This is a genomic window from Ammoniphilus resinae (genome assembly GCF_017873965.1).
Taxonomy (GTDB): Bacteria; Bacillota; Bacilli; order Aneurinibacillales; family RAOX-1; genus Ammoniphilus_A; species Ammoniphilus_A resinae.
This window is the reverse complement of sequence record NZ_JAGGKT010000021.1, coordinates 36,263-57,823: the sequence shown is the minus strand read 5'-3', so window position 1 is coordinate 57,823 and position 21,561 is coordinate 36,263. Positions and strand designations below refer to the sequence as shown.

Sequence of the window (21,561 nt, the reverse complement as noted above, 5' to 3'; positions counted from 1 at the left end):
ACAGTAGGGGGTGGAGGAATGGCCGAATTAAGCCCAGTACTAGAAATGAAGAATATATCTAAACAATTTTTTGGTTTCTATGCGTTAAAAAACGTGGATTTTAATCTTTATCCAGGCGAAGTTCATTCCTTATTAGGGGAAAATGGTGCTGGTAAGTCAACGTTAATTAAAATTATGGCTGGTGTAAATTCCTTGGAGCAAGGAGAGTACTTGGTCGATGGAAAAAAGGTGGAAGTAAAGAACCCAAGAGGTGCTCAGGAGCTTGGAGTCAATGTTGTTTTTCAGGAATTAAATCTCGTTCCTAGTCTATCCGTAGCAGAAAATATCTTTTTTGGTAGATTGCCCAAAAAGGCGCTTGGAAGAGTTAATTGGAATAAGCTTTATCAGGATACAGAAGTCCTGCTTGAGGAGGTAGGATTAGAAATTAATCCGCGTACTAGAGTGGGGTTGTTGGGAGTGGCTCAACAGCAATTAGTGGAAATTGCGAAGGCTCTGTCGCACGAATCGAAGGTCATTGCGATGGATGAGCCGACATCAGCTTTAAGTTACAAAGAAATTGAACGCCTATTTTTACTTATTGAGAAGTTGAAAAAGAAAGGCGTAGGAATTATATATGTTTCCCATAAATTTGATGAGTTATTTCGGATTACCGATCGAATCACGATTTTGCGTGATGGAGAAAAGGTTGGCGAAGTAAAAACCAAGGAAACAGATAGTGAAGAGCTTATCTCCTATATGGTAGGAAGACAGCTGAGCAACCTCTATCCGAAGATGGATGTTACACCTGGCGATGTCGCCTTCCAAGTAAAAGGATTAACTTCCGATAAGGTCAAAGACATCAACTTTTATGTTAGGAAAGGTGAGATCATCGGATTTTCTGGCTTGATGGGGGCTGGAAGAACAGAGCTCGCACGTGCGATTTTTGGGCTAGATCAAACGCACGAAGGTCAAATAATAATAGAAGGAAAAGAGGTTCCTCGCAATTCGGCGAAGATAGCTGTACAAAGAGGGATTGGGTATATTCCGGAGGATCGGAAGGAAGAAGGACTCGTACTTTCCGCTTCTGTAAGGGAAAATATGACGATTTCTGTTCTCAAGAACTTTGTAGAGGGCGGTCGAATTAATAAAAAGAAGGAATTTGATTGTACACAGGGTGCAATCGAAGATTTGCGAATTAAAACCCAATCTTCTGAGCAAAAAATCGTATCCTTGAGCGGTGGGAATCAGCAAAAGGTGATTCTAGCAAGATGGCTCATCAAAGAAGACTTAAAGGTTTTAATATTAGATGAACCGACACGTGGAATCGATGTTGGATCAAAGAGTGAGATTTACCGTTTGATTTCTGAATTAGCAAGCAAGGGGATTGCAGTCCTGATGATGTCTTCAGAAATGCCAGAGCTCCTTTCCATGTGTGACCGGATCTATGTGATGAAGGAAGGGGAATTGGCTGGAGAATTGAGTCAAAACGAAGCAACTCAGGAAAAAATCATGAGTAAGGCAATTGGGGGGATATAGGGTGTCAGAGCAACGGTCGACTTTAAAAAAGCTAACACAATACGAGCAAACACCACTTTTAATCGCTTTGTTGGCTATTTGTGCTTTTTTATCTTTCAAATCAGATGTATTTTTGTCCGTCGACAATATTATGAATGTATTAAGGCAATCATCTATTGAATTAATTGCAGCCCTAGGGATGACGATGGCGCTATTAGCAGGCCAGGTTGACTTATCTATTGGATCACTATTAGCGGTTGTAGGGATTGTAACCGTCAGTATCTATAACATGAGTGGCAGTGTTTTCTTGGCTGTGGTTGCGGCGATTATCGTGGGAGTTGCTGTTGGATTGATCAACGGAGCTTTGGTAACGAAAACCAAAATTAATGCCTTGATTGCAACACTGGGTATGATGGCAGTGTTGAGAGGGATTGGTTATCTTTCGACGAATGCGCGTGCCGTGCAAACCGAGGGAGATACATTGAAATTAATCGGTACAGGCTATGTTGGACCGATTCCGATTCCAGTCATTATTGCTGTCGTTGTGCTAGTCGCATTCTACTATATTTTGAATCATACAACCTTTGGCCGATATGTTTATGCGGCAGGTGGTAATGAGAAAGCTGCACTTTCCTCAGGTTTGCCGGTAAGCAAAATTCAAATATGGGTATTTATTATTTGTGCAGTAACTGCGGCAATCAGCGGATTAATCACAACGGGACGTTTGAATTCCTTTCAGCCGACGATCGGGGTAGGGTTCGAATTGAATGTAATCGCAGCGGTTATTTTAGGTGGAACACGATTGACCGGTGGAGAAGGAACCATTTCTGGAACGGTTCTTGGGGTGTTAATTCTAGGTGTATTAAGCAACGGTTTAGTACTATTGGATGTTAACTCCTTCTGGCAGGAGGTTGTCCGAGGTGGGGTTATTATCTTAGCGGTAATCATTGATGAATACCGAAAGAGGGCTCAACAAAAGCAGCTGCAAGCATCCGTCAAAGATAAAAAACAGGAACATGTGCAGCCAATAGAAGAGGAATCAACAACAAAAGCAAATATTTCCTAGGGAGGGTACAGAATGGAGCTTCAAGGGAAAATTGCCCTGGTAACAGGTGCTGGTGGTGGCATTGGAAGAGCCTCTGCAATCAAGCTGGCAGAGGCCGGGGCCTCTGTTGTTCTAGCTGGTAATGTACTAGAGGGTTTAGAAGAGCTAAAAAGCTTTCTAATCGATAAGGGACTAAACCAGGTCCATATTTTACAAATCGATGTTACCAAGGAAGAAGATGCAAAAGCTGCTGTTCAAGCTGCTGTTGAACAATTCGGGGGATTGGACATTCTTGTTAACAGCGCGGGCATTCAAAGATATGGTACGGTCGTGGATACTCCAATCGAAACATGGGATGAAGTGTTTCATGTGAACGTAAGAGGCATGTACCTTCTTTCAAAATATGCGATCCCGGAAATGCAGAAGCGAAAAGGCGGCTCGATCGTGCATATATCTTCTGTACAAGCCTTTGCTTCACAAAAATCGGTTGCAGCCTACACAGCTAGCAAAGGTGCTGTCAATGCTCTTACAAGAGCAATGGCCTTGGATCATGCAGCGGATCAAATCCGTGTGAACACGGTTTGTCCGGGATCTGTGGATACACCAATGCTTCGTTGGTCAGCTGGCTTGTTTGGCGATGAGGAGGTAGAGGCAACCCTCAATTCCTGGGGAAAGATGCATCCATTAGGACGAATTGCGAAAGCGGAGGAAGTGGCTGAGATGGTTCTCTTCTTATCGGGTCCACGCGCAGGATTTGTAACTGGCGGTGAATATAAAGTAGATGGCGGGTTGACTGCTGCACTAGGAGTAGCGCTTCCAGAGTAAGACAAGGATCTATTAAAATTTGCGAGGGGTGGAACGTGATATGAATCCAGTAATCTCTATGGATCAGGCGAAGATTTTTATCGATGGCACAATGAGTGAGCCTAGGCTTAGTCATCCGGAGGGTCTAGCCTTTGACAAAGAAGGGAACTTATGGTGCGGAGGAGAACGAGGCGAAATTTATCGCATTGATCCCAACGGACAATCACTCGAAATCGTAGCGAACACTGGAGGGTTTTCTTTAGGGATGGCTTTTGATCGACAGGATCTATTGTATGTTTGTGATAACAAGCACAACGCTGTTTTCAGACTGAATATCCGAACCAATGAATTAACTCGCTTCATCGATGGAGCCAAGGAAGGGATTCGAGTTCCGAATTTCCCTGTCATCGATCACCAACGCAACTGTCTTTATGTATCGGATAGCTATGAATTCGGCGGGAAGGGACCAGGAGTTTGGCGATTTGATTTGACTACAGGTGAAGGTGGACTGTGGTTCAAGGAAGCAATGAATTTTGCCAATGGAATGGTTCTTTCATTGGATGGAAATGTATTATATGTAGCCGAAACCTTCGGCAAGCAGATTTCAGCGATTTCTATTATGGAAGATGGATCTGCAGGAGGAAAACAGTTTGTAGCTTCCATTGACGCTTTGCCTGATGGTCTTTCCGTTGATCAGGTAGGAAATATTTACGTAAGCTGCTATGAGCCTTCTATGCTTTATCGAATTAAGAGGGAGGGTGAGGTCGAGGTGCTGATTCACGATCAAGATGCCCATACGCTTTGTCATCCCACCAATTGTGCATTTTGGGAAGATGAGCTGTATACGACAAACCTTGGCCGCTGGCATATTACAAAGTTTAAGGTTGGTATCAAAGGGGCCAGTTTATTATAGCAATCGCGTATAGGTGTGAATCCTATTTTAAATAAAAGATCAGAACAGGTTTTTAATACTGGGTTCAATGCGATATAGTAACCGTGGGGGCAATTTTAGACTGTTGTGATTTTTTTAGAATTAGGAGGCAACTTGTGGTAACTATCAAGGATGTTGCAAAACTGGCTGGAGTAGCTATATCAACTGCTTCGAATGCACTCAATGGAAAATATGGAGTAAAAGAATCAACAAAGAAAAAAGTCTTGGAAGCAGCGGAAAGGTTGAATTACGTACCGAATCCAATTGCTCAGGGGCTAGTTAATAATAGTACGAAAACCATTAGTTTGATTGTATCAGGTCCTTCCTCCTATAAATTTATTACGAATCCAGCCTTCTTTGAAATGATGAAAGCGATAACCGAGGTAGTTAACAAACGAGGTTATCAGGTTCTTTTAAATTTATTAACAGAAGAAGAGGAAGTGCAAGGAATCCCGAGAATCGCACATAGTCGCCTTTCCGACGCACTCATTTTAATTGGGTCGCGGAGGGGGGATGAGGAATTAACGGAAATCTTAACCAAAGTGCCAATTCCTTCCCTGGTTGTTATTCGTGAACCACCGCATGACAGCATCGCCTCTGTTTCTTGGGATAATTTGCGGTGTGGGTATATGGCAACCAAGTATTTAATAGAGATGGGGCATCGGACAATCGGGATGATTGGAAACATTCCTGGTCTTAAAATGACGGAGGAGCGTGTGAGAGGGTATATGCTAGCTCTCCAAGAAGCTGGGATTGCTTATGATGAGGCGTTAGTGGTGGAAGGAGATTACTATCAAGATTCGGGGTTAGTTGGTATTCGTAAGCTATTAAATCAAGCCTCTAAAAGACCAACAGCTGTCTTTACAGGGAACGATGTAATGGCCTTAGGAGCCATGGAGGGATTGGAGCAGGAGGGAATTCGCATACCAGAAGATATCTCTCTTATTGGCTGTGATAATATCCCCAATCTTCATCTGCTGAAAACTCCACTAACCACCATTTCGAACCCTTTATCTGAGATGGGTAGACTCGCAGCCAGAAAGATTTTAGGGATTCTAGAGGGTGATGATGAACTGCCGCAGCATGTTATTGTGGAATCTGAACTGCGTATTCGAAGCTCTGTAAAACGGCTCGGTCCGATGTAAACGAGAGCAGCTTTTCTTTCTGAACTTAGTTGAGTCTAATTTAGCTTATAAGGATTGGAGGCGCGATGGAATAATTCGGTTCATTTTTTTTGAATTTTTTAAGATAAAAATAATTTTTATCTGTAAAACCAAAAGAAGGTCCGACATATACGAGAGAGGGAGATGGTTGTAATGACAAAAGGGCCATTAGAAGGAATGAAGATTGTTGACTTTTCGCAAATGATGGCTGGTCCATTTGGAACCCAAATGTTAGGTGACCTTGGGGCAGACATTATTAAAATTGAAAGACCAACCACTGGAGAGTGGGAGAGAGGACTTGCCTCGATGGGTGAGCTGTGCGCAGGAGACAGTCCATTCTTCCTGGCGATGAATCGCAATAAGCGCAGCTTGACGTTGGATTTGAAGCATGAAAAATCAAAAGAGATCATCTATAAATTGGTTGCCGATGCTGATGTGGTGATTGAAAACTTTCGCCCAGGGGTCCTGGACCGTTTAGGTTATGGTTATGAGGACTTTTCTAAAATCAATCCAGGCATTATCTACTGTTCAAGTACAGGGTATGGTTCTTCCGGTCCCTATACCAAGCGTCCAGGACAGGATTTGTTGATCCAAGGGATTTCGGGATTAATCGATTGTACAGGTACGAAGGATCAAGCTGTACCAATGGGGACGGCAGTCGTCGATGCTTCCACAGCGATGATGAACGTAATTAGTATCTTAGCAGCCTATACACATAAGCAGAAGACTGGAGAAGGACAGAGAATTGAAGTGAACATGTTCTCTACAGCCATTTCCATTCAATGTCAGGAGGCTTTTTCCTATCTAAACCTAGATCAGCGTTGGGAACGAAGTGAAGCCGGAATTGGTGCACCTTGGTTATCTGCTCCATTCGGGGTATATCCAACGAAAGATGGCTTCATGACCTTGGCGATGAATTCTGTTCCGTTATTAGGAAAGATTATGGGGCTATCTGAGTTAGAATCCTATCAGGATGGGATGGATTGCTTCACGGACAGAGATTTTATAAAACGCAGATTAGAGACCAAGACCATTGAAAAAACCACAGCTGAATGGCTTTCTATTTTAGCTGAATACGACATCTGGTGTGGACCAGTCAATACCTTAGGAGAAGTCTTTGAAGATCCTCAAGTCATTCATAATCATGTCTTGCAGACCATGCATCATCCAAAGGCTGGGGAGATTAAGGTTGTAGGCTTTCCAGGTAAGTTTAGCAAAACACCAGCAACGTATCGCATGCATCCTCCATTAATTGGTCAACACAATGCGGAAATTCTAAAATCACTAGGATACAGCGAAGAAGAAATCGCTAGCTTTCAGATAGATGGTGTTACGGAGCTCAAGAAATAAATCAGAAGAGCATTTATTGTACAAGGGAGGCTTCAACATGCAGCAGTGGCGTGAGGGTCAGCGAGCAGGGATACAGTTCGTTGATTCCGTGCATGGCAGCATTCCTGTTTATACAGATAGACCTCAAAACCTAGTAGAGGTTTTGAACAGGAGTGTGGAGAGATTTTCGAGCAAAAATGCATTAGTAGAAGAACATCGGAGGATAACCTATCAAGAGCTCTTGGAAAAATCTAAGATCCTAGCAGCATATCTCCAATCTCAATGCCAGATTCAAAAGGGAGAGCGAGTAGGTCTTCTGATGCGAAATTCAATAGAATTTGCAGTGAGTGCCTTTGGTGTGATTCAGGCTGGTGGGATCGCGGTATCAATCAATACGAAGTTAAATCCACAAGAAATAGACTATATTTTTAGACAATCAAATATTCAAGTGCTCATTGTGGATGATGAAATCTTCGAAAAGATAGAGTCCGTAGTGGGTAGTATTCGGGTCTTGAAGGAAAGTGAAGTGCTGTCGCTGCATCCTAATTTAAAAAAACCGTTTGTTCCAGTTTCATTAGATGAGGAAGACCCAGCCTTTATTTTATATACTTCAGGGACCACAGGACGACCAAAAGGTGCGACGCTGACCCATCGCAATGCTATCCACGCTTGCATCAATTATCAGCGCTGCTACGAATTGGATCATACGGACAGCACCCTGATTGCCGTGCCGATCTTTCATGGAACCGGGTTATTTGGTCAACTAATTACATTCCTTTATTTAGGTGGAACCGTCGTTTTACTGCGAACCTTCCAGGCTCTTAAAATGCTGGAGTTGTGTGAAAGAGAAAAGGTCACACATACGATCTGTGTCCCAACTATTTATTTGTATTTATTAGAAGAACCGACCCATACTCGTTTCCAGCTGCACTTGAAGAAAATCGGAGTCGGCGGGTCAGCGATGATGACGAAGCTTTATAACAACCTCAAGCAATGGCTGCCAGAGATTCATATTATTAACACTTATGGGTTGACCGAGGCAACATCGCCTGCCATTATCACTCCAATGGAGCGAGCGGATGATAAGATTGGTGCGATTGGTATACCTAGCCCAGTCACCTTAGCTAAGGTTGTTGATGTGAATACAAGGGAGGAAGTTGGGCCGAAACAATCTGGCGAGCTGCTTCTCAAAGGTCCCCTGATCATCCCTTATTACTGGGATAATCCGGAGGGAACGAGAAAGGGAATCATCGACGGCTGGCTGCAAACCGGTGACATCGCTTATCAAGATGAAGAAGGGTTTCTCTACGTGTTGGATCGCGTCAAGGATATGATAAATTGTGGCGGAGAAAAGGTTTATAGCGCAGAGGTTGAAAATATTCTATATAGCCATCCCAAAGTGCTAGAGGCAGCGATTATCCCTTTTCCTGATGCGAAATATGGAGAGATTGTCAAAGCGATTATTGTTGCGAAGCCGGGAGAGGTAGTGACGGAAGAAGAAATACGCAGCTGGGTGGCTACTCACTTGGCAAAATATAAGGTTCCAAGAATCGTAGAGTTCGCTTCACAGCTGCCGCGTAATGCCGCTGGAAAAGTCATGAAGCATCTGCTAAAAGGGGATATCACAGCTTAGTAATAGGAGAAAGGGTGAAGGCAATGATTGAATTAAAAGGGATGACATGGAAGCACGAGCGTGGGATTGCACCGCTTGTGGCTGCTACGAAGGAGTTTCAGAAGCTAAGACCAGATGTTACGATTTCTTGGGATGCTAGACCGCTGGAGGATTTCGAAGATTATCCGATTGAAATTCTTGCTCAAAAATATGACATTATGATGATTGATCATCCCTTTGTTGGCACAGGAGTCGAAAAAGGAGTGCTTCTTCCATTAGACGAGTGGCTTCCAGCTGAGTACTTGGAAGACCAAAAGCAGAACAGTGTGGGAGCAAGTCATCATAGCTATACCTGGAATGGCAAACAGTGGGCACTCGCAGCAGATGCAGCTTCACAGGTGTCAGCCTACCGTGCCGATTTGCTAGAAAAGTATGGAGTTAAGGTTCCAACAACCTGGGAGGAGGTTTTTGCTCTCATTAAGGAATTGCCTGAGGATGTAAAAGTTGGCATTCCTTTGAATCCAACACATTCCTACTGCAGCTTTTTAGCGCTTTGTGTCAACCTAACGGGGACCGATTTTTGGGATTATTCATCAGGGATTAACGTTGAAGCGGGAGTTCAATCTTTAGAGTTTTTAAAGAAGCTGGTTCCGCTTGTTCACGAAAGATCTTTAGATTGGAATCCAATTTATATGTCAGACCATATGGCAGAAACCAATGAAATTGCCTATGTTCCTTTGATGTTTGGTTATTCTAACTACTCCATCAATGGGTTCAAGCCACATGTGATCCATTATACTAATATTCCTACGAGATTTGGAAAACCAATGGGTGGAATTTTAGGGGGTGTTGGATTGGCTGTATCCCCGTTCTCTAAATTTAAGCAAGAGGCAGTTGAGCTAGGGGCTTTTATCTGCAGTAGAGAATATCAGACAGGGACTTATTTTGAAAGCGGCGGTCAGCCAGGGCATCGTACGGCTTGGACGGATCCAAAGATCAATGGGAAAATCAATCGATTTTATATGAACACACTAGAAACGCTAGACCATGCTTATTTGCGTCCGCGCATTATCGGAACCAACAGCTTCCAAGAAAAGGCGGGCCCAGTGATTAATAAACTGCTTCGTGAACAAGGGGACAGCCAGGAAGCCATGGCACAAATTAATCAATTATTTAGATCATTGACAAAAGAATAGGGGGAGAGATCATGGATCCAGTTCTATATGAGGAAAGAGGCCCTATTGCAATCATCACATTTAACCGCGAAGAAAAGCTGAATGCGATGAATTCGCAGGTGGTTAGTCAGGTGATCGAGCACTTGACACGTGCCAATGATTCCGAGCACATTCGAGCTGTAATTTTGACAGGGAAGGGTCGTGCTTTTGTTGCAGGGGCGGATATTGAAGAATATAGCCGGCAAACCCCTATTCAGTTTACAGACTACCAACGTCGCTCTCGCGTAATGTTTGATAAGATCGAAAAAAACAAAAAAGTCGTGATTGCAGCTGTCAATGGCTATGCCCTCGGGGGAGGCTTTGAGCTGGTGTTATCTTGTGACCTTGCTGTTGCAAGCAGCGAGGCAAAGCTAGGGCTTCCGGAAATCCACTTGGGCTTGCTCCCTGGTGGAGGCGGTACCCAGCGGTTAACCCGGCTCATTGGGGAACGACGGGCGAAATACTATATGCTAACAGGAAGAAGCCTGAGTGCACAAGAAGCTTTCGAGCTAGGGGTGATCAATACGGTTTGCCCTGCTGAAGAACTAATGGAAACTGCCTTACAGCTTGCACAAAGCATTGCTTCTCGAGCACCCTTAGCTGTTCAGGAAGGAAAGAAGCTGATTCACGATGGCTTAGATGGTTCTCTGGAAACAGGAATTACCCTGGAGGGTGCCGTAATAGGCAATCTTTATGTAACAGACGATGCGAAGGAAGGAATACGAGCCTTCGTAGAAAAGAGAAAACCTAATTTCCAGGGGAGTTAGTTAATTAACTATTTAAAAGGGGCTAGTCAATGAAAATTGTAGATATCAAAGCGACTACTGTGACCATGCCCTTAGAAGCGCCATTGCGACATAGTAATGGTGCCCACTGGGGGAGATTTGTGCGGACCATCATTGAGGTAGAAACCGATGAGGGGATTGTGGGCTTAGGAGAAATGGGTGGTGGCGGAGAAAGTGCAGAGCTCGCCTTCCAAAGTCTGAAAAATTATTTGGTAGGTCATGATCCCTTCGATTTAGAAGCCATGCGGTTTAAAATTTGTAATCCTACTGCCAGCCTCTACAATAACCGGACTCAATTACATGCTGCTTTAGAGTTTGCGTGCCTGGATATTATCGGGAAAAAGTTAGGGGTTCCGGTGTATCAGTTGTTAGGTGGAAAGCTTCGTGATGATGTCCCATTTGCAAGCTATCTTTTCTATAGATACCCGAACGAGAAAACGGGTGCAGGAGAAGTGCGCACCATTGATCAGTTGATTGAGCATGCCAAGGATTTGAAAGAAAGGTATGGCTTTACCTCACATAAGCTAAAGTCCGGTGTATTTAATCCCAAATATGAGTTGGAGTGTTACTTAGCCTTAGCTAATGCATTTCCGAATGATAGTTACCGCTATGATCCCAATGGAGCTCTAAGCGTCGAAGAGAGTATCCATTTTGGACATGCAATTGAAGGTATCAACAATGACTTTTTTGAAGACCCAACCTGGGGCTTAAATGGGATGCGAAGAGTACGGGAAAATGTGAGAATTCCCATGGCAACGAATACGGTAGTTGTTAATTTTGAACAGCTGTCGGCCAATATTCTAAATCCAGCAGTTGATGTGATTCTTTTAGATACAACTTTTTGGGGTGGAATCCGTCCTTGTATTAAAGCTGCAGGGATTTGTGAAACCTTTCAGTTAGGTGTGGCCGTCCATTCATCTGGGGAGCTCGGCATCCAACTTGCAACGATGCTTCATTTAGGCGCTGTGATTCCGAATCTGACCTTCTCGGCCGATGCACATTATCACCATTTAGTAGACGACGTAATTGTGGGCGGAAAGATGGAGTATTGCGGAGGGAAAATTCGCGTTCCTGATCAGCCTGGGTTAGGAGTAACTCTTGATCGTGATAAATTGAATCAATATGCGGAGCTCTACCTACAATTGGGCGGCTATCCGTATGACCGAGATCCAGGAAGACCTGATTGGTACGCTTTAGTTCCAAACAGCAATTGGGCAGATCATCGGTAACAGTTGTGTACAAAGACGTAATTTATTTACTTTTTACATTAAATTAAACTTTACAAAATAATCATGATTTAATAAAATTTTATATATAAAAATATTTTTTATATATTAACTACTTTTAAAATTCCTGAATAAAGGAGGGGGCACGAATGGGAGTTGTACTAAAGGGGATTACCTGGAATCATAGCCGTGGCTTCATTCCAGTTGTTGCAACTGCACAACGATTTGCTGAAACTCATCCAGGTGTAGAAATCCACTGGGAGAAGAGGTCACTACAGGAATTTGCGGATTATCCAATCGGTAAGCTAGCAGAGAGCTATGACCTGCTGGTAATTGATCATCCATGGGCTGGATTTGCAGCCAGTCATGATGTTCTTGTTCCTTTTAATCAATATTTGCCGGAAGAATTTATGCAGGATCAAGCAGAAAATAGTGTGGGGAAATCTCATGAGAGTTATATCTCCAATGGGAACCAATACGCATTAGCAATTGATGCTGCAACACCCGTTGCTTCATATAGGAAGGATTTATTTGAACGGGATGGAATGGAAGTGCCTGAAACCTGGGAGGATTTGATCTCTTTAGCGAAGCAGGGAAAAGTTGCCCTACCCGCTATACCGGTAGATACGGTGATGAATTATTACATGCTCTGTGTGTCACAAGGGGAAGAGCCTTTCCTAGGGGATCACTTTATCAGTGAGGAAATGGGGATTCGTGTACTAGAGCAACTGAGAGAGTTGACGAATCTTTGTACACCTGAGGTGTATCAATGGAATCCAATTAAAGTATATGAAGCGCTTTCGACAAGAGATGATCTTTATTATTGCCCATTTGCTTTCAGTTACTCAAACTACTCAAGACCAGGATATGCCCAACATCCATTAACCTTTACGGATATGGTGAAGATTGGGGAGCATGGCAGACTTCGCTCGACACTCGGCGGAACTGGACTAGCTATCTCCTCAAAAACGAAGAATCTTGAAACCGCTTTAGCGTATGCTCAATATACTGCGAGTCCGGAATGTCAGAGGACGGTTTACGTGGAAAATGGAGGACAACCCGGTCATCGCTCTGCTTGGGTTAATGAAAGAGTCAATGAAAATACCCGTCAATTTTTTAGCGGTACACTAGCAGCCCATGATCGTGCCTATCTGCGCCCTCGCTACAATGGATATTTGCACTTCCAGGACAATGCCGGAGATATTATGCAGAGTTATGTTCGCAATGGCGGGAATCCAAGGCAAGTTTTAGAGAAGCTGCAGGAACTCTATCAGGAATCTAAGGTTAACCGATGATGAAACCGCTTGAAGGACTGCTAGTATTAGATTTTAGCCAGTTTTTAGCTGGACCAGCCGCTGCACTGCGGCTGGCAGATATGGGTGCGAGAGTGATCAAGATTGAACGGGAGGGAGTAGGCGATCTCTGCCGTCAGCTGAAGCTGAACAATATGGTGTTGGATGGCGATAGCACCCTTTTCCACACGATTAACCGCAATAAGGAGAGTTACGCTGTAAATCTAAAAAACTCAGAGAATCTAGAAAAGGTCAAACAGCTGATCATGCAAGCCGATGTCCTCATCGAAAATTATCGCCCAGGCGTCATGGAAAAGCTTGGTTTGGACTATGAAAAGGTAAAAGAAATCAATCCGCGTTTAGTCTATGCCTCGGTGACCGGTTATGGCACAGAAGGACCGTGGAAAGATAAGCCAGGACAAGATTTGTTAGTCCAATCACTTTCAGGGCTCGCCTGGTTAAATGGAGATGCTGATCAGCCACCTGTACCCATGGGATTAGCTGCAGCAGATATGTTCACCGGTGCTTATTTGGTCCAAGGAATCCTTGGTTGCCTCGTACGTCGTGGGGTAATAGGGAAGGGCGGCTTGGTTGAGGTTAGTTTGATGGAATCCGTGCTAGATTTTCAGTTCGAAGTATTCACAACCTATTTGAACGATGGTAATCGCTTACCTCAGCGTAGTTCTGTGAATAGTGCACACGCCTATCTGGGTGCGCCCTATGGAATCTATCAGACGAAGGATGGCTATATTTCCTTAGCAATGGGATCTGTACCTCAATTAGGAGAGCTTCTTGAATGTGAGGCGTTGTTAGTCTTTCAAGATACATCTACCTGGTTTTCACATCGTGATGAAATCAAAGGGATTCTAGTAGAGCACCTGAAGGGAAAAACCACACAGGAATGGTTGAATATTTTAGAACCTGCAGATATTTGGTGTTCAGATGTATTCACATGGGATCGCTTAATGGAGCACGAGGGCTTTAAGGCTTTACAAATGACTCAGGAGGTTAGCCGTGGCGAGGGTGTCAACATGGTCACAACGCGTTGTCCGATCCGTATTGATGGGAATATTTATCAATCACCGCTCGGTGCTCCACGGTTGGGAGAACACAACTCGCTCATAGAACAGCAAATTGGAGGTAAAGCATGAGTACTACTAATCAAAGAATCCATGAAGAAATCCCTGTTTGGAATAAAGAGAATTGGATGTATGAAGAGTTTGTAGTAGGTCAAAAAGATCGCTCTATTCGCCGCACCATTTCTGAAGGGGAAAGTATGTTGTTTAATGGCTTGGTGATGGATTTCCACCCTTACGTGGCAGATGAAACCTTCGCCAAAGAAGAGGGAATCTTTGGACGCCGCTTAGTAGCTGGAGCTTTTGTATTTAGTGTAGGTCTCGGATTGATGGCTCACAACAATATCAACACTTTCAGCTATGGGTATGACAAGCTACGTTTTATAAAACCTGTTTTCATTGGGGATACCATCTATACGGTCCGGACACATCTGGAAAAGCGCCCCAAATATAAAGATTTAGGATTAGTAAAAGTGAGTTATGAAGTGTTTAAAAATGAAGGAGAGCTGGTATTGTACTGTGAGCATTTGCAAACAGTGAAATACCGAAACCCAGAGGCTTGGCAGGATCTCGTCGAAAAGAAAGAGTAGCTCTTGTTTTAGCTAAAGTTACTATATCGATTGAATAGTAGCTAGTAGATGGGGTGGAGATGATGAAGGTACAAAGCAAAGCAAATCATAACAACTATCGCGTTCCTGCATTAGAAAAAGGCCTTGATATTCTTGAAGCCTTATCCAATGCACAGATGCCACTGTCTCTTACAGATCTGTCTAAATCGTTGGAGAAGACAAGTAGTGAGTTGTTTAGAATGGTAGATTGTTTAGAAAGAAGAGGGTACATCAATAAAGACGACTTTTCTGGAAACTATACCCTCTCTCTTAAATTGTTTGAGCTGGCTCATAACCATTCTCCGGTAGAACAACTGACAAGAGTAGCCTATAAACCGATGTGGGAGTTGTCTAGAACTGTACGGGAATCCTGTCATCTGAGCGTACTTCAGCATGGTAAATTGGTGGTTCTATCACAAGCAGAAAGCCCAGAAAAATTGCGAGTTTCTGTTGAAGTGGGTGCCTATTTCTCAATCATTCGGACGGTTTCCGGGAGATTGCTGCTTTCTCAGATGTCAGCTGATAAATTGGATGCTGAGCTTGCTGGCAATGAAGAATATCAGGCTATGAGTCCGAAGCAAAAGCTGGAATTCCGCGGCAAATTGGAACAGATAAGAAAAGAGGGTCATGCTTCATCAGAGAATGAAACACTACAGGGAATCAAAGATATTTCTGTATTAGTTGGGAATCCAAAAATTGGTATAGGTGCGGCGTTGGCAATTCCTTATTTAACTCCTCCAGATAATCCTGATTATAAAGAGGAGCTGCTACAGGAACTGAGAAAATGCGCAGAAACAATTAACAAGGCGATGGGAGTGAGTTCATGAGCAAGGAGATCTATTTTGAGGATTACGAGATTGGGTTTTATCGTGACTCGACAGGAAGGACCATTACCGAAACAGATATTGTGATCCATGCGGGACAAACAGGGGACTTTTACCCCCACCATATGGATGCCGAATGGTGTAAAACACAGGAATTTGGACAGCGAATTGCCCATGGGACGTTGATCTTCAGCGTTGCAGTAGGGATGACTGCAGGGGAGATCAACCCGGTGGCTTTCTCTTATGGCTATGAACGCCTGCGGTTCATTAAGCCCGTATTTATCGGAGATTCCATCCGAGTAAGAGCTACAATCAAAGAAAAGAAGGATAGTCCAAAAAGGCCTAATTTTGGAATCGTCAGTGAATTAGTTGAAGTATTTAACCAAAGAAATGAAGTAGTGCTGGCTTGTGAGCATCTATATTTAGTAGAAAAGAAAAATGCATAGTTTTGTTCATCCGAAAAAGAAGGAGGGAACAGCAATGACAACAATAGCGATTCCATTAGAAGAAATGATCGAACGTTTTTCGAAGATCTACACCGGAGCGATTTCGGATGCCTTGGATCTTCTGGGGTTTCATGATCAAGTGCTCCCAAAAGAGCTAAAGGGTTTGACAGCAGATGCGAAATTATGCGGTACAGCCCTTACGGTAAGAGGGGAGGCAACTCATTCGGAGGACCCGGAGGTCGTCTTCGTACCGATGTTAAAAATGCTGGGCGATGTCCAAAAACACAATATTGTGATCAGCCAGCCCAATGATGACACCTGCTCGCACTTAGGGGAACTCTCGGCAACAACCATTAAAGCACGCGGAGGAGTAGGTGCTGTCATTTACGGTGGAGTGAGGGATGTAGACTATATTCAGAAGCTTGGACTTCCCGTTTTCCATCTATATACGACACCTGCTGATATTATGGGAAGATGGTGCTTAAAAGAATACAATGTACCGATTCGAATTCAGAATGTATCCATCCATCCGGATGATATCATTGTAGGAGATAAGGATGGAGTGCTAGTCGTACCGAAGGATGCAGCACAGGATGTTTTACTTCGAGCAGAGGAATTGGTTGCCACCGAGAATCATGTGCGAAATGATGTGCAGAATGGGATCCATCCATTAGATTCTTACTATAAGCATGGGTGGTTCTAATCAAAGGGGGATCTTAAATGGATTACCTTCATCAACATCCTGTAAAGCTTGACACGATGGAAGGGATGCTGTCCCAGATTCAGGATGGGGATACGGTTGCAATTGGGGGATTCTGGTTTGTGCGAATCCCTGTGGCACTTGTTGACGGACTGGTCAAAAAGGGAGTCAAGAATCTAACAGTTCTTACTCATTGCAGCGGGTTGGCCTTAGATCAACTCATTGCTGCCAAATTGGTGAAGAAAGTGATATTCAGTTTCGCCAGTATGGATTTGTTTGGACTCTCTCCCTTCTTTCGCAAAGCGATTGAAAATGGAGAGATAGAGTGGGAAGAGTGGACCGCACTGCAAATGACACAGGCATTGGAGGCCGGACGGCAAAATGTTCCTTATCTGCCATTGAAACCACCAGTAGGATCAGGCTTCCATGAGGAAACCGATTACTATAAAGTGATGGAATGTCCTTTTACCGGTGAAACACTTGGCTTAATGCGTGGGTTTCAGCCTGATGTGGCACTGATTCATGCACAAAAAGCGGATGAAAAAGGAAATATCCAAATACTTGGATCGCAAGGAATGGATCGCTTATTAATCGGCGCATCTAAACAAACGTTTGTCAGTGTTGAGGAAATTGTACCAGAAGGAAAGCTGGATGCAGATCCTCGAGGTGTGATTATTCCCCACTTCCTGATCAATCGAATCTGCCAGGTTTCCGGAGGGGCTTACCCGTCCTCGTGTTTGCCCTATTACATCGCAGATTATTGGCAGCTCCAACACGCGATGCAAACTGCGAAAATGGATCAAAATTACCACCAAATCCAACAGCCAGATGGAGAAGTGCTGGGGGATCGATTAGGGAAATTAAAGCGCTTTACGAAAATAGAAATCAAACAGTTTGAGAGTCAATTGCGGCAATCTGCAAGTGATTCGGCAGACGAGGAAGAACCCTTTCACATGGATGAGTTGATGGCTTGTCTGTTAGCCAAGGAAGTTAAGGATGGTGTCGTAAGCACGGTTGGATCGAATACCCCATTATCGATGGTTGCTTATTTGTTAGCGAAGAAAACGCACGTTCCAAATGTGGTGTTGATTCCTTTCACTGGGCTTAACGATATTCCAGCTTATCCAATCACATTATCATTAGCCGAGGTTTTTGCCTATCAATCTAGCAGCTCTCATTGGGCGATTGAAGATTTATGGCAATGGCTTTATCAAAAAAGCTTGGTTTCTGTCGAGTTCGGTTCTACGGCTCAGATGGATCAACATGGAAGAATTAATAATTCCTTGATCAGAAAGGCGGAACGGATCAAGGTCAGGCTTCCGGGCCAGGCTGGATTAGCGGATGTGATTAATTTCCATCATAACTCTCTCTTTTACATCACCCGTCAGGATCAGAAGCGAATGGTCGATGTTGTTGATTTCGTTAGTGGAAATAGACACTTCGTGACCAAGGACGAAAGAGAAAGTGTCCATCTAGCAGATGGAGTGTTGAAAACGGTTACCAACTATGGAGTATTTGAATTGGACAGAACTTCTCGTCAGCTTGTTCTCACGCATATTCATCCGGGGATCGATCTAGAGGATGTTCAAGCCAATACTGGATTTGCATTACAGGTTAGTCCAGATCTCCAAGAAACAACACCGCCATCAAAGGAACAGCTGCGGTTGATCCGTAAGGAAATTGATCCATTTGGATTCCGTAAATTGGAATTTATGGCAGGTCAAGAACGATTAGAATGGATTGAACAAATTCTCCAAAAAGAGCAGAAGCTTCTATTTGGAAAAACGCTATTCTCTCTATCCATCTAAGCTTTTGGGGAGGTGATCTAAACTATATTAGAGCGGTTTGAAAGATTTTTGATGAATGAAACATTAGAAAATGATAAGGGGGAAGTCGTAAAATGAAAAAAGCAAGTTACTTAAGCATGTTAACGGTACTCGTATTGTCCCTGGTCACAGCCGGTTGCGGTGGATCGTCATCGAGCAGCGACCAGAAACAAGATCAAAACACTACTAATAATAATTCATCTGCTGAGAAAAAGGAAGAAGGAAGCCAAGAAAAGTACGTTATTAAGTTGGGTACTGTTATCGCCGATAATGAACCGATCAATGTTTATGCTAAAAAATTGGCAGACAAGGTGAAGGAACGGACGAATGGCCAGGTTGAGATTGAAGTATATCCAAATTCTAGCTTAGGTTCTAATAAGGATACCTATGAGCAAATTTTAGCTGGAGCTCCTGTTATTGGACACGGGGATACAGGTTACTGGCAGGACTATGTTCCAGATATCGGTGTTCTTAATGGGCCATTCCTTGTAGATTCTCCAGATGATTATGCGAAGATTACAAGTTCTGATTGGTACAAAGGGATCAGTTCTCAAATGGAGCAAAAAGGCTTCAAGGTTCTTGCGCTAAACTGGTATTTCGGTGAACGTCATATCATCAGTAATAAAGAATTTCGCAAGCCGGAAGATTTAAAAGGTGTTAAGCTGCGTATCCCACCGAATGTAATGTGGAAGGAAACCATTGCTGCAATGGGAGCGACTCCAACAGAATTACAGTGGTCTGAAGTTTATACAGGTCTATCCAGTGGTGTAGTTGATGCTGCTGAAGCTCCATTATCAACCATTTATGGATCGAAACTATATGAAAATGCGAAGGTCATTTCGATGACAGGTCACTTTAAAGCATTGACTGGGTTTGTAATCGGAGCAGATTACTTTAACAGCCTACCGGCTGATATTCAACAGATCTTGGTTGAAGAATTCCAGAAGTTTGGGGAAGAAGAATCGAAAGCAGCGATTGAACAGACAGCCGAATGGAAAACGAAGTTAGAAGAACAGGGTGTTAAATTCGTCGAAGACGTGGATGTAGATGCTTTCCGTGAAGCTACAAAAGTCGTTTATACGAAGTTTGACCAATGGTCTCCTGGTCTATACGATACTATTCAAGAATTGCTTAAGAAATAATCATTTGGATTTAGACCTTCCCGGTGGATGAGCCGGGAAGGATTCATGAAAAGGGGGGATTAACGAGATGAAAATCTTGCGCTGGGCCTGGAACTACCTTGAAGAGTTTTTGGGCGGGATCTGTTTGGCTGGGATTGTCATTTTTGTCTTTCTGAATGTTGTTTTGCGGTATATTTTCAATGCCCCCGTTGGATGGGTTAGTGAAATTTCTACCATTTTATTTGTTTGGATGGTTATGTTTGGAGTCGGAGCGGCTGCTAGGCATAAATTACATCCGAGTATTGATTTTTTAGTCCAGATGATACCGGTTAAACCAAGGATTATCCTGGAAGTACTGATGAATATCGTTATGCTGTACTTATTAGTCGATTTTAGTGTTCGAGGATGGGATTTTGCTTGGGATTTAGGGTGGAAAAAGCTGACGGGAATGCTTCAGATGCATTATACGGTAGTGTACCTGGCTTTGCCGATCGGTTTTGGACTGATGTTCATCCGAGTTTTAGGCCATATCATCTCAGATATCAAAATAGTGTTATCTAATGATTTAGCAAAGCTTGAAGAACGGAATAAACCAAATGTGGAGGAGGCGTTATAATGGTTGGCTTGTCATTAGGGGTATTAGCTGTCATCGTGGCCCTAGGGATGCCGGTGGCCATTGCCATTGCGGGCGCCACGCTACTTTATTATTTAACGAATGATTCCGTTCCGACACAGCTTGTTTTTCAGGCATTTGTTACCGGGATCGAGTCTTTTCCGCTGCTAGCTATCCCATTTTTCATCCTAGCTGGTGAGTTGATGAATGCAGGAGGCATGACAGCACGCCTGATTCGTTTTGCAGAAGCTTTTGTCGGTCACTTGACTGGTGGTTTAGCCCATGTAAATGTCCTCACAAACACATTAATGGGTGGCCTCTCTGGATCCTCGAATGCAGATGCAGCAGCCATTTCTAAGACCTTGGTTCCTGAGATGGTAAAGCGCGGTTATGACCGGGCATGGTCATCGGCGTTAACAGCTGCAGGTTCAATTATCGGTCCAATTATTCCCCCTGGAATTGGCCTCATTTTGTTCGGTTTTCTAGCTGATGTTTCCATTGGTAAATTGTTCATTGGTGGGATTTTACCAGGCATACTGCTTTGTCTTGCACTCATGATCACCGTTCATATTACAGCAAGAAAACGAGGCTATAAGCCATCACGTGAGAAAATCGCATCACCGAAGGAAATGTGGGATTCCTTTGCCAAAGCCTTCTGGGCGCTGTTACTCCCAGTACTTATTGTCGGAGGAATTCGCTTTGGAGTTTTCACTCATACGGAAGCAGCAGCCATGGCTGTTGTTTATGCGCTAATTGTAGGTTTCTTTATTTATCGTACGATGAAATTAAAGGACTTGGCACATGTATTGGCGAGTACGGTTCGAATCACTGGAGTCATCATGCTGATTGTAGCAGCTGCCTCCACATTTGGTCGTATGCTTTCTTGGGAGCGGATTCCGCACAAAGCTGCTGAAATGATGATATCCTTTTCCTCGAATCCGTATGTCATCTTATTTATCATAACCGTTTCCTTGCTTATATTAGGATGCTTTGTAGAGGGTACTGCGAATTTGATCATTATGACTCCGCTCTTAATGCCCATTATTAATCAATTGGGAATCGATCCAGTTGCCTTTGGAGTTGCAATGGTGTTGAATCTGACCATTGGAGGAATTACCCCACCACTCGGAACGATGATGTATACGGTAAGTACCTTGAATGGAATCACGACAACGGCTTATACGAAGCAAATCTGGCCGTTTGTCATAGCGGTTATAGTCGTGCTGTTTATTCTCGTCTACATTCCATCGATAACTACCTTTTTACCGAATTTACTCATGGAATAGAAAGAAAGGCTTTTATCTTCTGGTGAGTAAAGAAAATGCTCAAAGCAACCCAAAAATCAAACCACCCGTCTAAAGGGTGGTTAGCACTAAGCCTATAATCCTTAACTACCAGCCAGCGTCTATATGCGCTGGCTTTCATCTTTTTTCAAGTCTCTATTGGCTTTGC

Annotated in this window: 20 protein-coding genes; all 20 read left to right on the top strand. The window is 43.5% G+C overall.

All coding sequences use genetic code 11. From position 1 onward, the window contains the following. Window positions 1-18: 18 nt before the first annotated feature. Window positions 19-1,515 carry a sugar ABC transporter ATP-binding protein gene (locus J2Z37_RS21905; RefSeq protein ID WP_209812457.1) on the top strand — a complete coding sequence of 499 codons (1,497 nt, stop codon included), beginning with the start codon at window positions 19-21 and terminating at the stop codon, window positions 1,513-1,515. A gap of 1 nt (window position 1,516) precedes the next feature. After that, window positions 1,517-2,560 (top strand): ABC transporter permease, encoded by a 1,044-nt coding sequence (locus J2Z37_RS21900; protein WP_209812456.1) that lies wholly within the window; start codon window positions 1,517-1,519, stop codon window positions 2,558-2,560. A gap of 12 nt (window positions 2,561-2,572) precedes the next feature. Then, entirely contained in the window at window positions 2,573-3,364 is a 792-nt protein-coding gene (locus J2Z37_RS21895; RefSeq protein ID WP_209812455.1) for an SDR family NAD(P)-dependent oxidoreductase, read from the top strand. Window positions 3,365-3,404: 40 nt separating this feature from the next. Continuing rightward, entirely contained in the window at window positions 3,405-4,256 is an 852-nt protein-coding gene (locus J2Z37_RS21890; protein ID WP_209812454.1) for an SMP-30/gluconolactonase/LRE family protein, read from the top strand. 134 nt (window positions 4,257-4,390) lie between these two features. Then, window positions 4,391-5,419 carry a LacI family DNA-binding transcriptional regulator gene (locus J2Z37_RS21885; protein ID WP_209812453.1) on the top strand — a complete coding sequence of 343 codons (1,029 nt, stop codon included), beginning with the start codon at window positions 4,391-4,393 and terminating at the stop codon, window positions 5,417-5,419. Window positions 5,420-5,590: 171 nt separating this feature from the next. Beyond that, entirely contained in the window at window positions 5,591-6,787 is a 1,197-nt protein-coding gene (locus J2Z37_RS21880; protein WP_209812452.1) for a CaiB/BaiF CoA transferase family protein, read from the top strand. 37 nt (window positions 6,788-6,824) lie between these two features. Beyond that, window positions 6,825-8,399, top strand: a complete 1,575-nt coding sequence (locus J2Z37_RS21875; RefSeq protein WP_209812451.1) for a class I adenylate-forming enzyme family protein — start codon at window positions 6,825-6,827, stop codon at window positions 8,397-8,399. 23 nt (window positions 8,400-8,422) lie between these two features. Then, window positions 8,423-9,574 carry an ABC transporter substrate-binding protein gene (locus J2Z37_RS21870; protein WP_209812463.1) on the top strand — a complete coding sequence of 384 codons (1,152 nt, stop codon included), beginning with the start codon at window positions 8,423-8,425 and terminating at the stop codon, window positions 9,572-9,574. Window positions 9,575-9,585: 11 nt separating this feature from the next. Then, window positions 9,586-10,359, top strand: coding sequence for an enoyl-CoA hydratase/isomerase family protein (locus tag J2Z37_RS21865; RefSeq protein WP_209812450.1), 774 nt, complete (start codon window positions 9,586-9,588; stop codon window positions 10,357-10,359). A gap of 29 nt (window positions 10,360-10,388) precedes the next feature. Then, window positions 10,389-11,606, top strand: a complete 1,218-nt coding sequence (locus J2Z37_RS21860; RefSeq protein WP_209812449.1) for an enolase C-terminal domain-like protein — start codon at window positions 10,389-10,391, stop codon at window positions 11,604-11,606. A 146-nt stretch (window positions 11,607-11,752) separates the two neighbouring features. Beyond that, on the top strand, window positions 11,753-12,898 hold the full coding sequence (locus tag J2Z37_RS21855) for an ABC transporter substrate-binding protein (RefSeq protein ID WP_209812448.1): 1,146 nt from the start codon (window positions 11,753-11,755) through the stop codon (window positions 12,896-12,898). After that, a complete protein-coding gene (locus J2Z37_RS21850) occupies window positions 12,898-14,046 on the top strand; it encodes a CaiB/BaiF CoA transferase family protein (RefSeq protein ID WP_209812447.1) in 1,149 nt (382 codons plus the stop codon). Before J2Z37_RS21855 ends, J2Z37_RS21850 begins: the two co-directional genes overlap by 1 nt. Next, window positions 14,043-14,561: a MaoC family dehydratase gene (locus tag J2Z37_RS21845; RefSeq protein WP_209812446.1), complete on the top strand. Its 519-nt coding sequence runs from the start codon at window positions 14,043-14,045 to the stop codon at window positions 14,559-14,561. Before J2Z37_RS21850 ends, J2Z37_RS21845 begins: the two co-directional genes overlap by 4 nt. A gap of 62 nt (window positions 14,562-14,623) precedes the next feature. Further along, window positions 14,624-15,406: an IclR family transcriptional regulator gene (locus tag J2Z37_RS21840; protein ID WP_209812445.1), complete on the top strand. Its 783-nt coding sequence runs from the start codon at window positions 14,624-14,626 to the stop codon at window positions 15,404-15,406. Further along, the gene (locus J2Z37_RS21835; protein ID WP_209812444.1) at window positions 15,403-15,849 is read left to right on the top strand and encodes a MaoC/PaaZ C-terminal domain-containing protein; all 447 of its coding nucleotides are present in this window, start codon (window positions 15,403-15,405) and stop codon (window positions 15,847-15,849) included. Before J2Z37_RS21840 ends, J2Z37_RS21835 begins: the two co-directional genes overlap by 4 nt. A gap of 34 nt (window positions 15,850-15,883) precedes the next feature. Beyond that, on the top strand, window positions 15,884-16,552 hold the full coding sequence (locus tag J2Z37_RS21830) for an RraA family protein (protein ID WP_209812443.1): 669 nt from the start codon (window positions 15,884-15,886) through the stop codon (window positions 16,550-16,552). A 17-nt stretch (window positions 16,553-16,569) separates the two neighbouring features. Further along, window positions 16,570-18,357, top strand: a complete 1,788-nt coding sequence (locus tag J2Z37_RS21825; RefSeq protein ID WP_209812442.1) for a CoA-transferase — start codon at window positions 16,570-16,572, stop codon at window positions 18,355-18,357. 92 nt (window positions 18,358-18,449) lie between these two features. After that, on the top strand, window positions 18,450-19,517 hold the full coding sequence (locus J2Z37_RS21820) for a C4-dicarboxylate TRAP transporter substrate-binding protein (RefSeq protein ID WP_209812441.1): 1,068 nt from the start codon (window positions 18,450-18,452) through the stop codon (window positions 19,515-19,517). A gap of 67 nt (window positions 19,518-19,584) precedes the next feature. Then, window positions 19,585-20,112: a TRAP transporter small permease gene (locus tag J2Z37_RS21815; protein WP_209812440.1), complete on the top strand. Its 528-nt coding sequence runs from the start codon at window positions 19,585-19,587 to the stop codon at window positions 20,110-20,112. Next, window positions 20,112-21,395 carry a TRAP transporter large permease gene (locus J2Z37_RS21810; RefSeq protein WP_209812439.1) on the top strand — a complete coding sequence of 428 codons (1,284 nt, stop codon included), beginning with the start codon at window positions 20,112-20,114 and terminating at the stop codon, window positions 21,393-21,395. Before J2Z37_RS21815 ends, J2Z37_RS21810 begins: the two co-directional genes overlap by 1 nt. Window positions 21,396-21,561 lie beyond the last annotated feature (166 nt).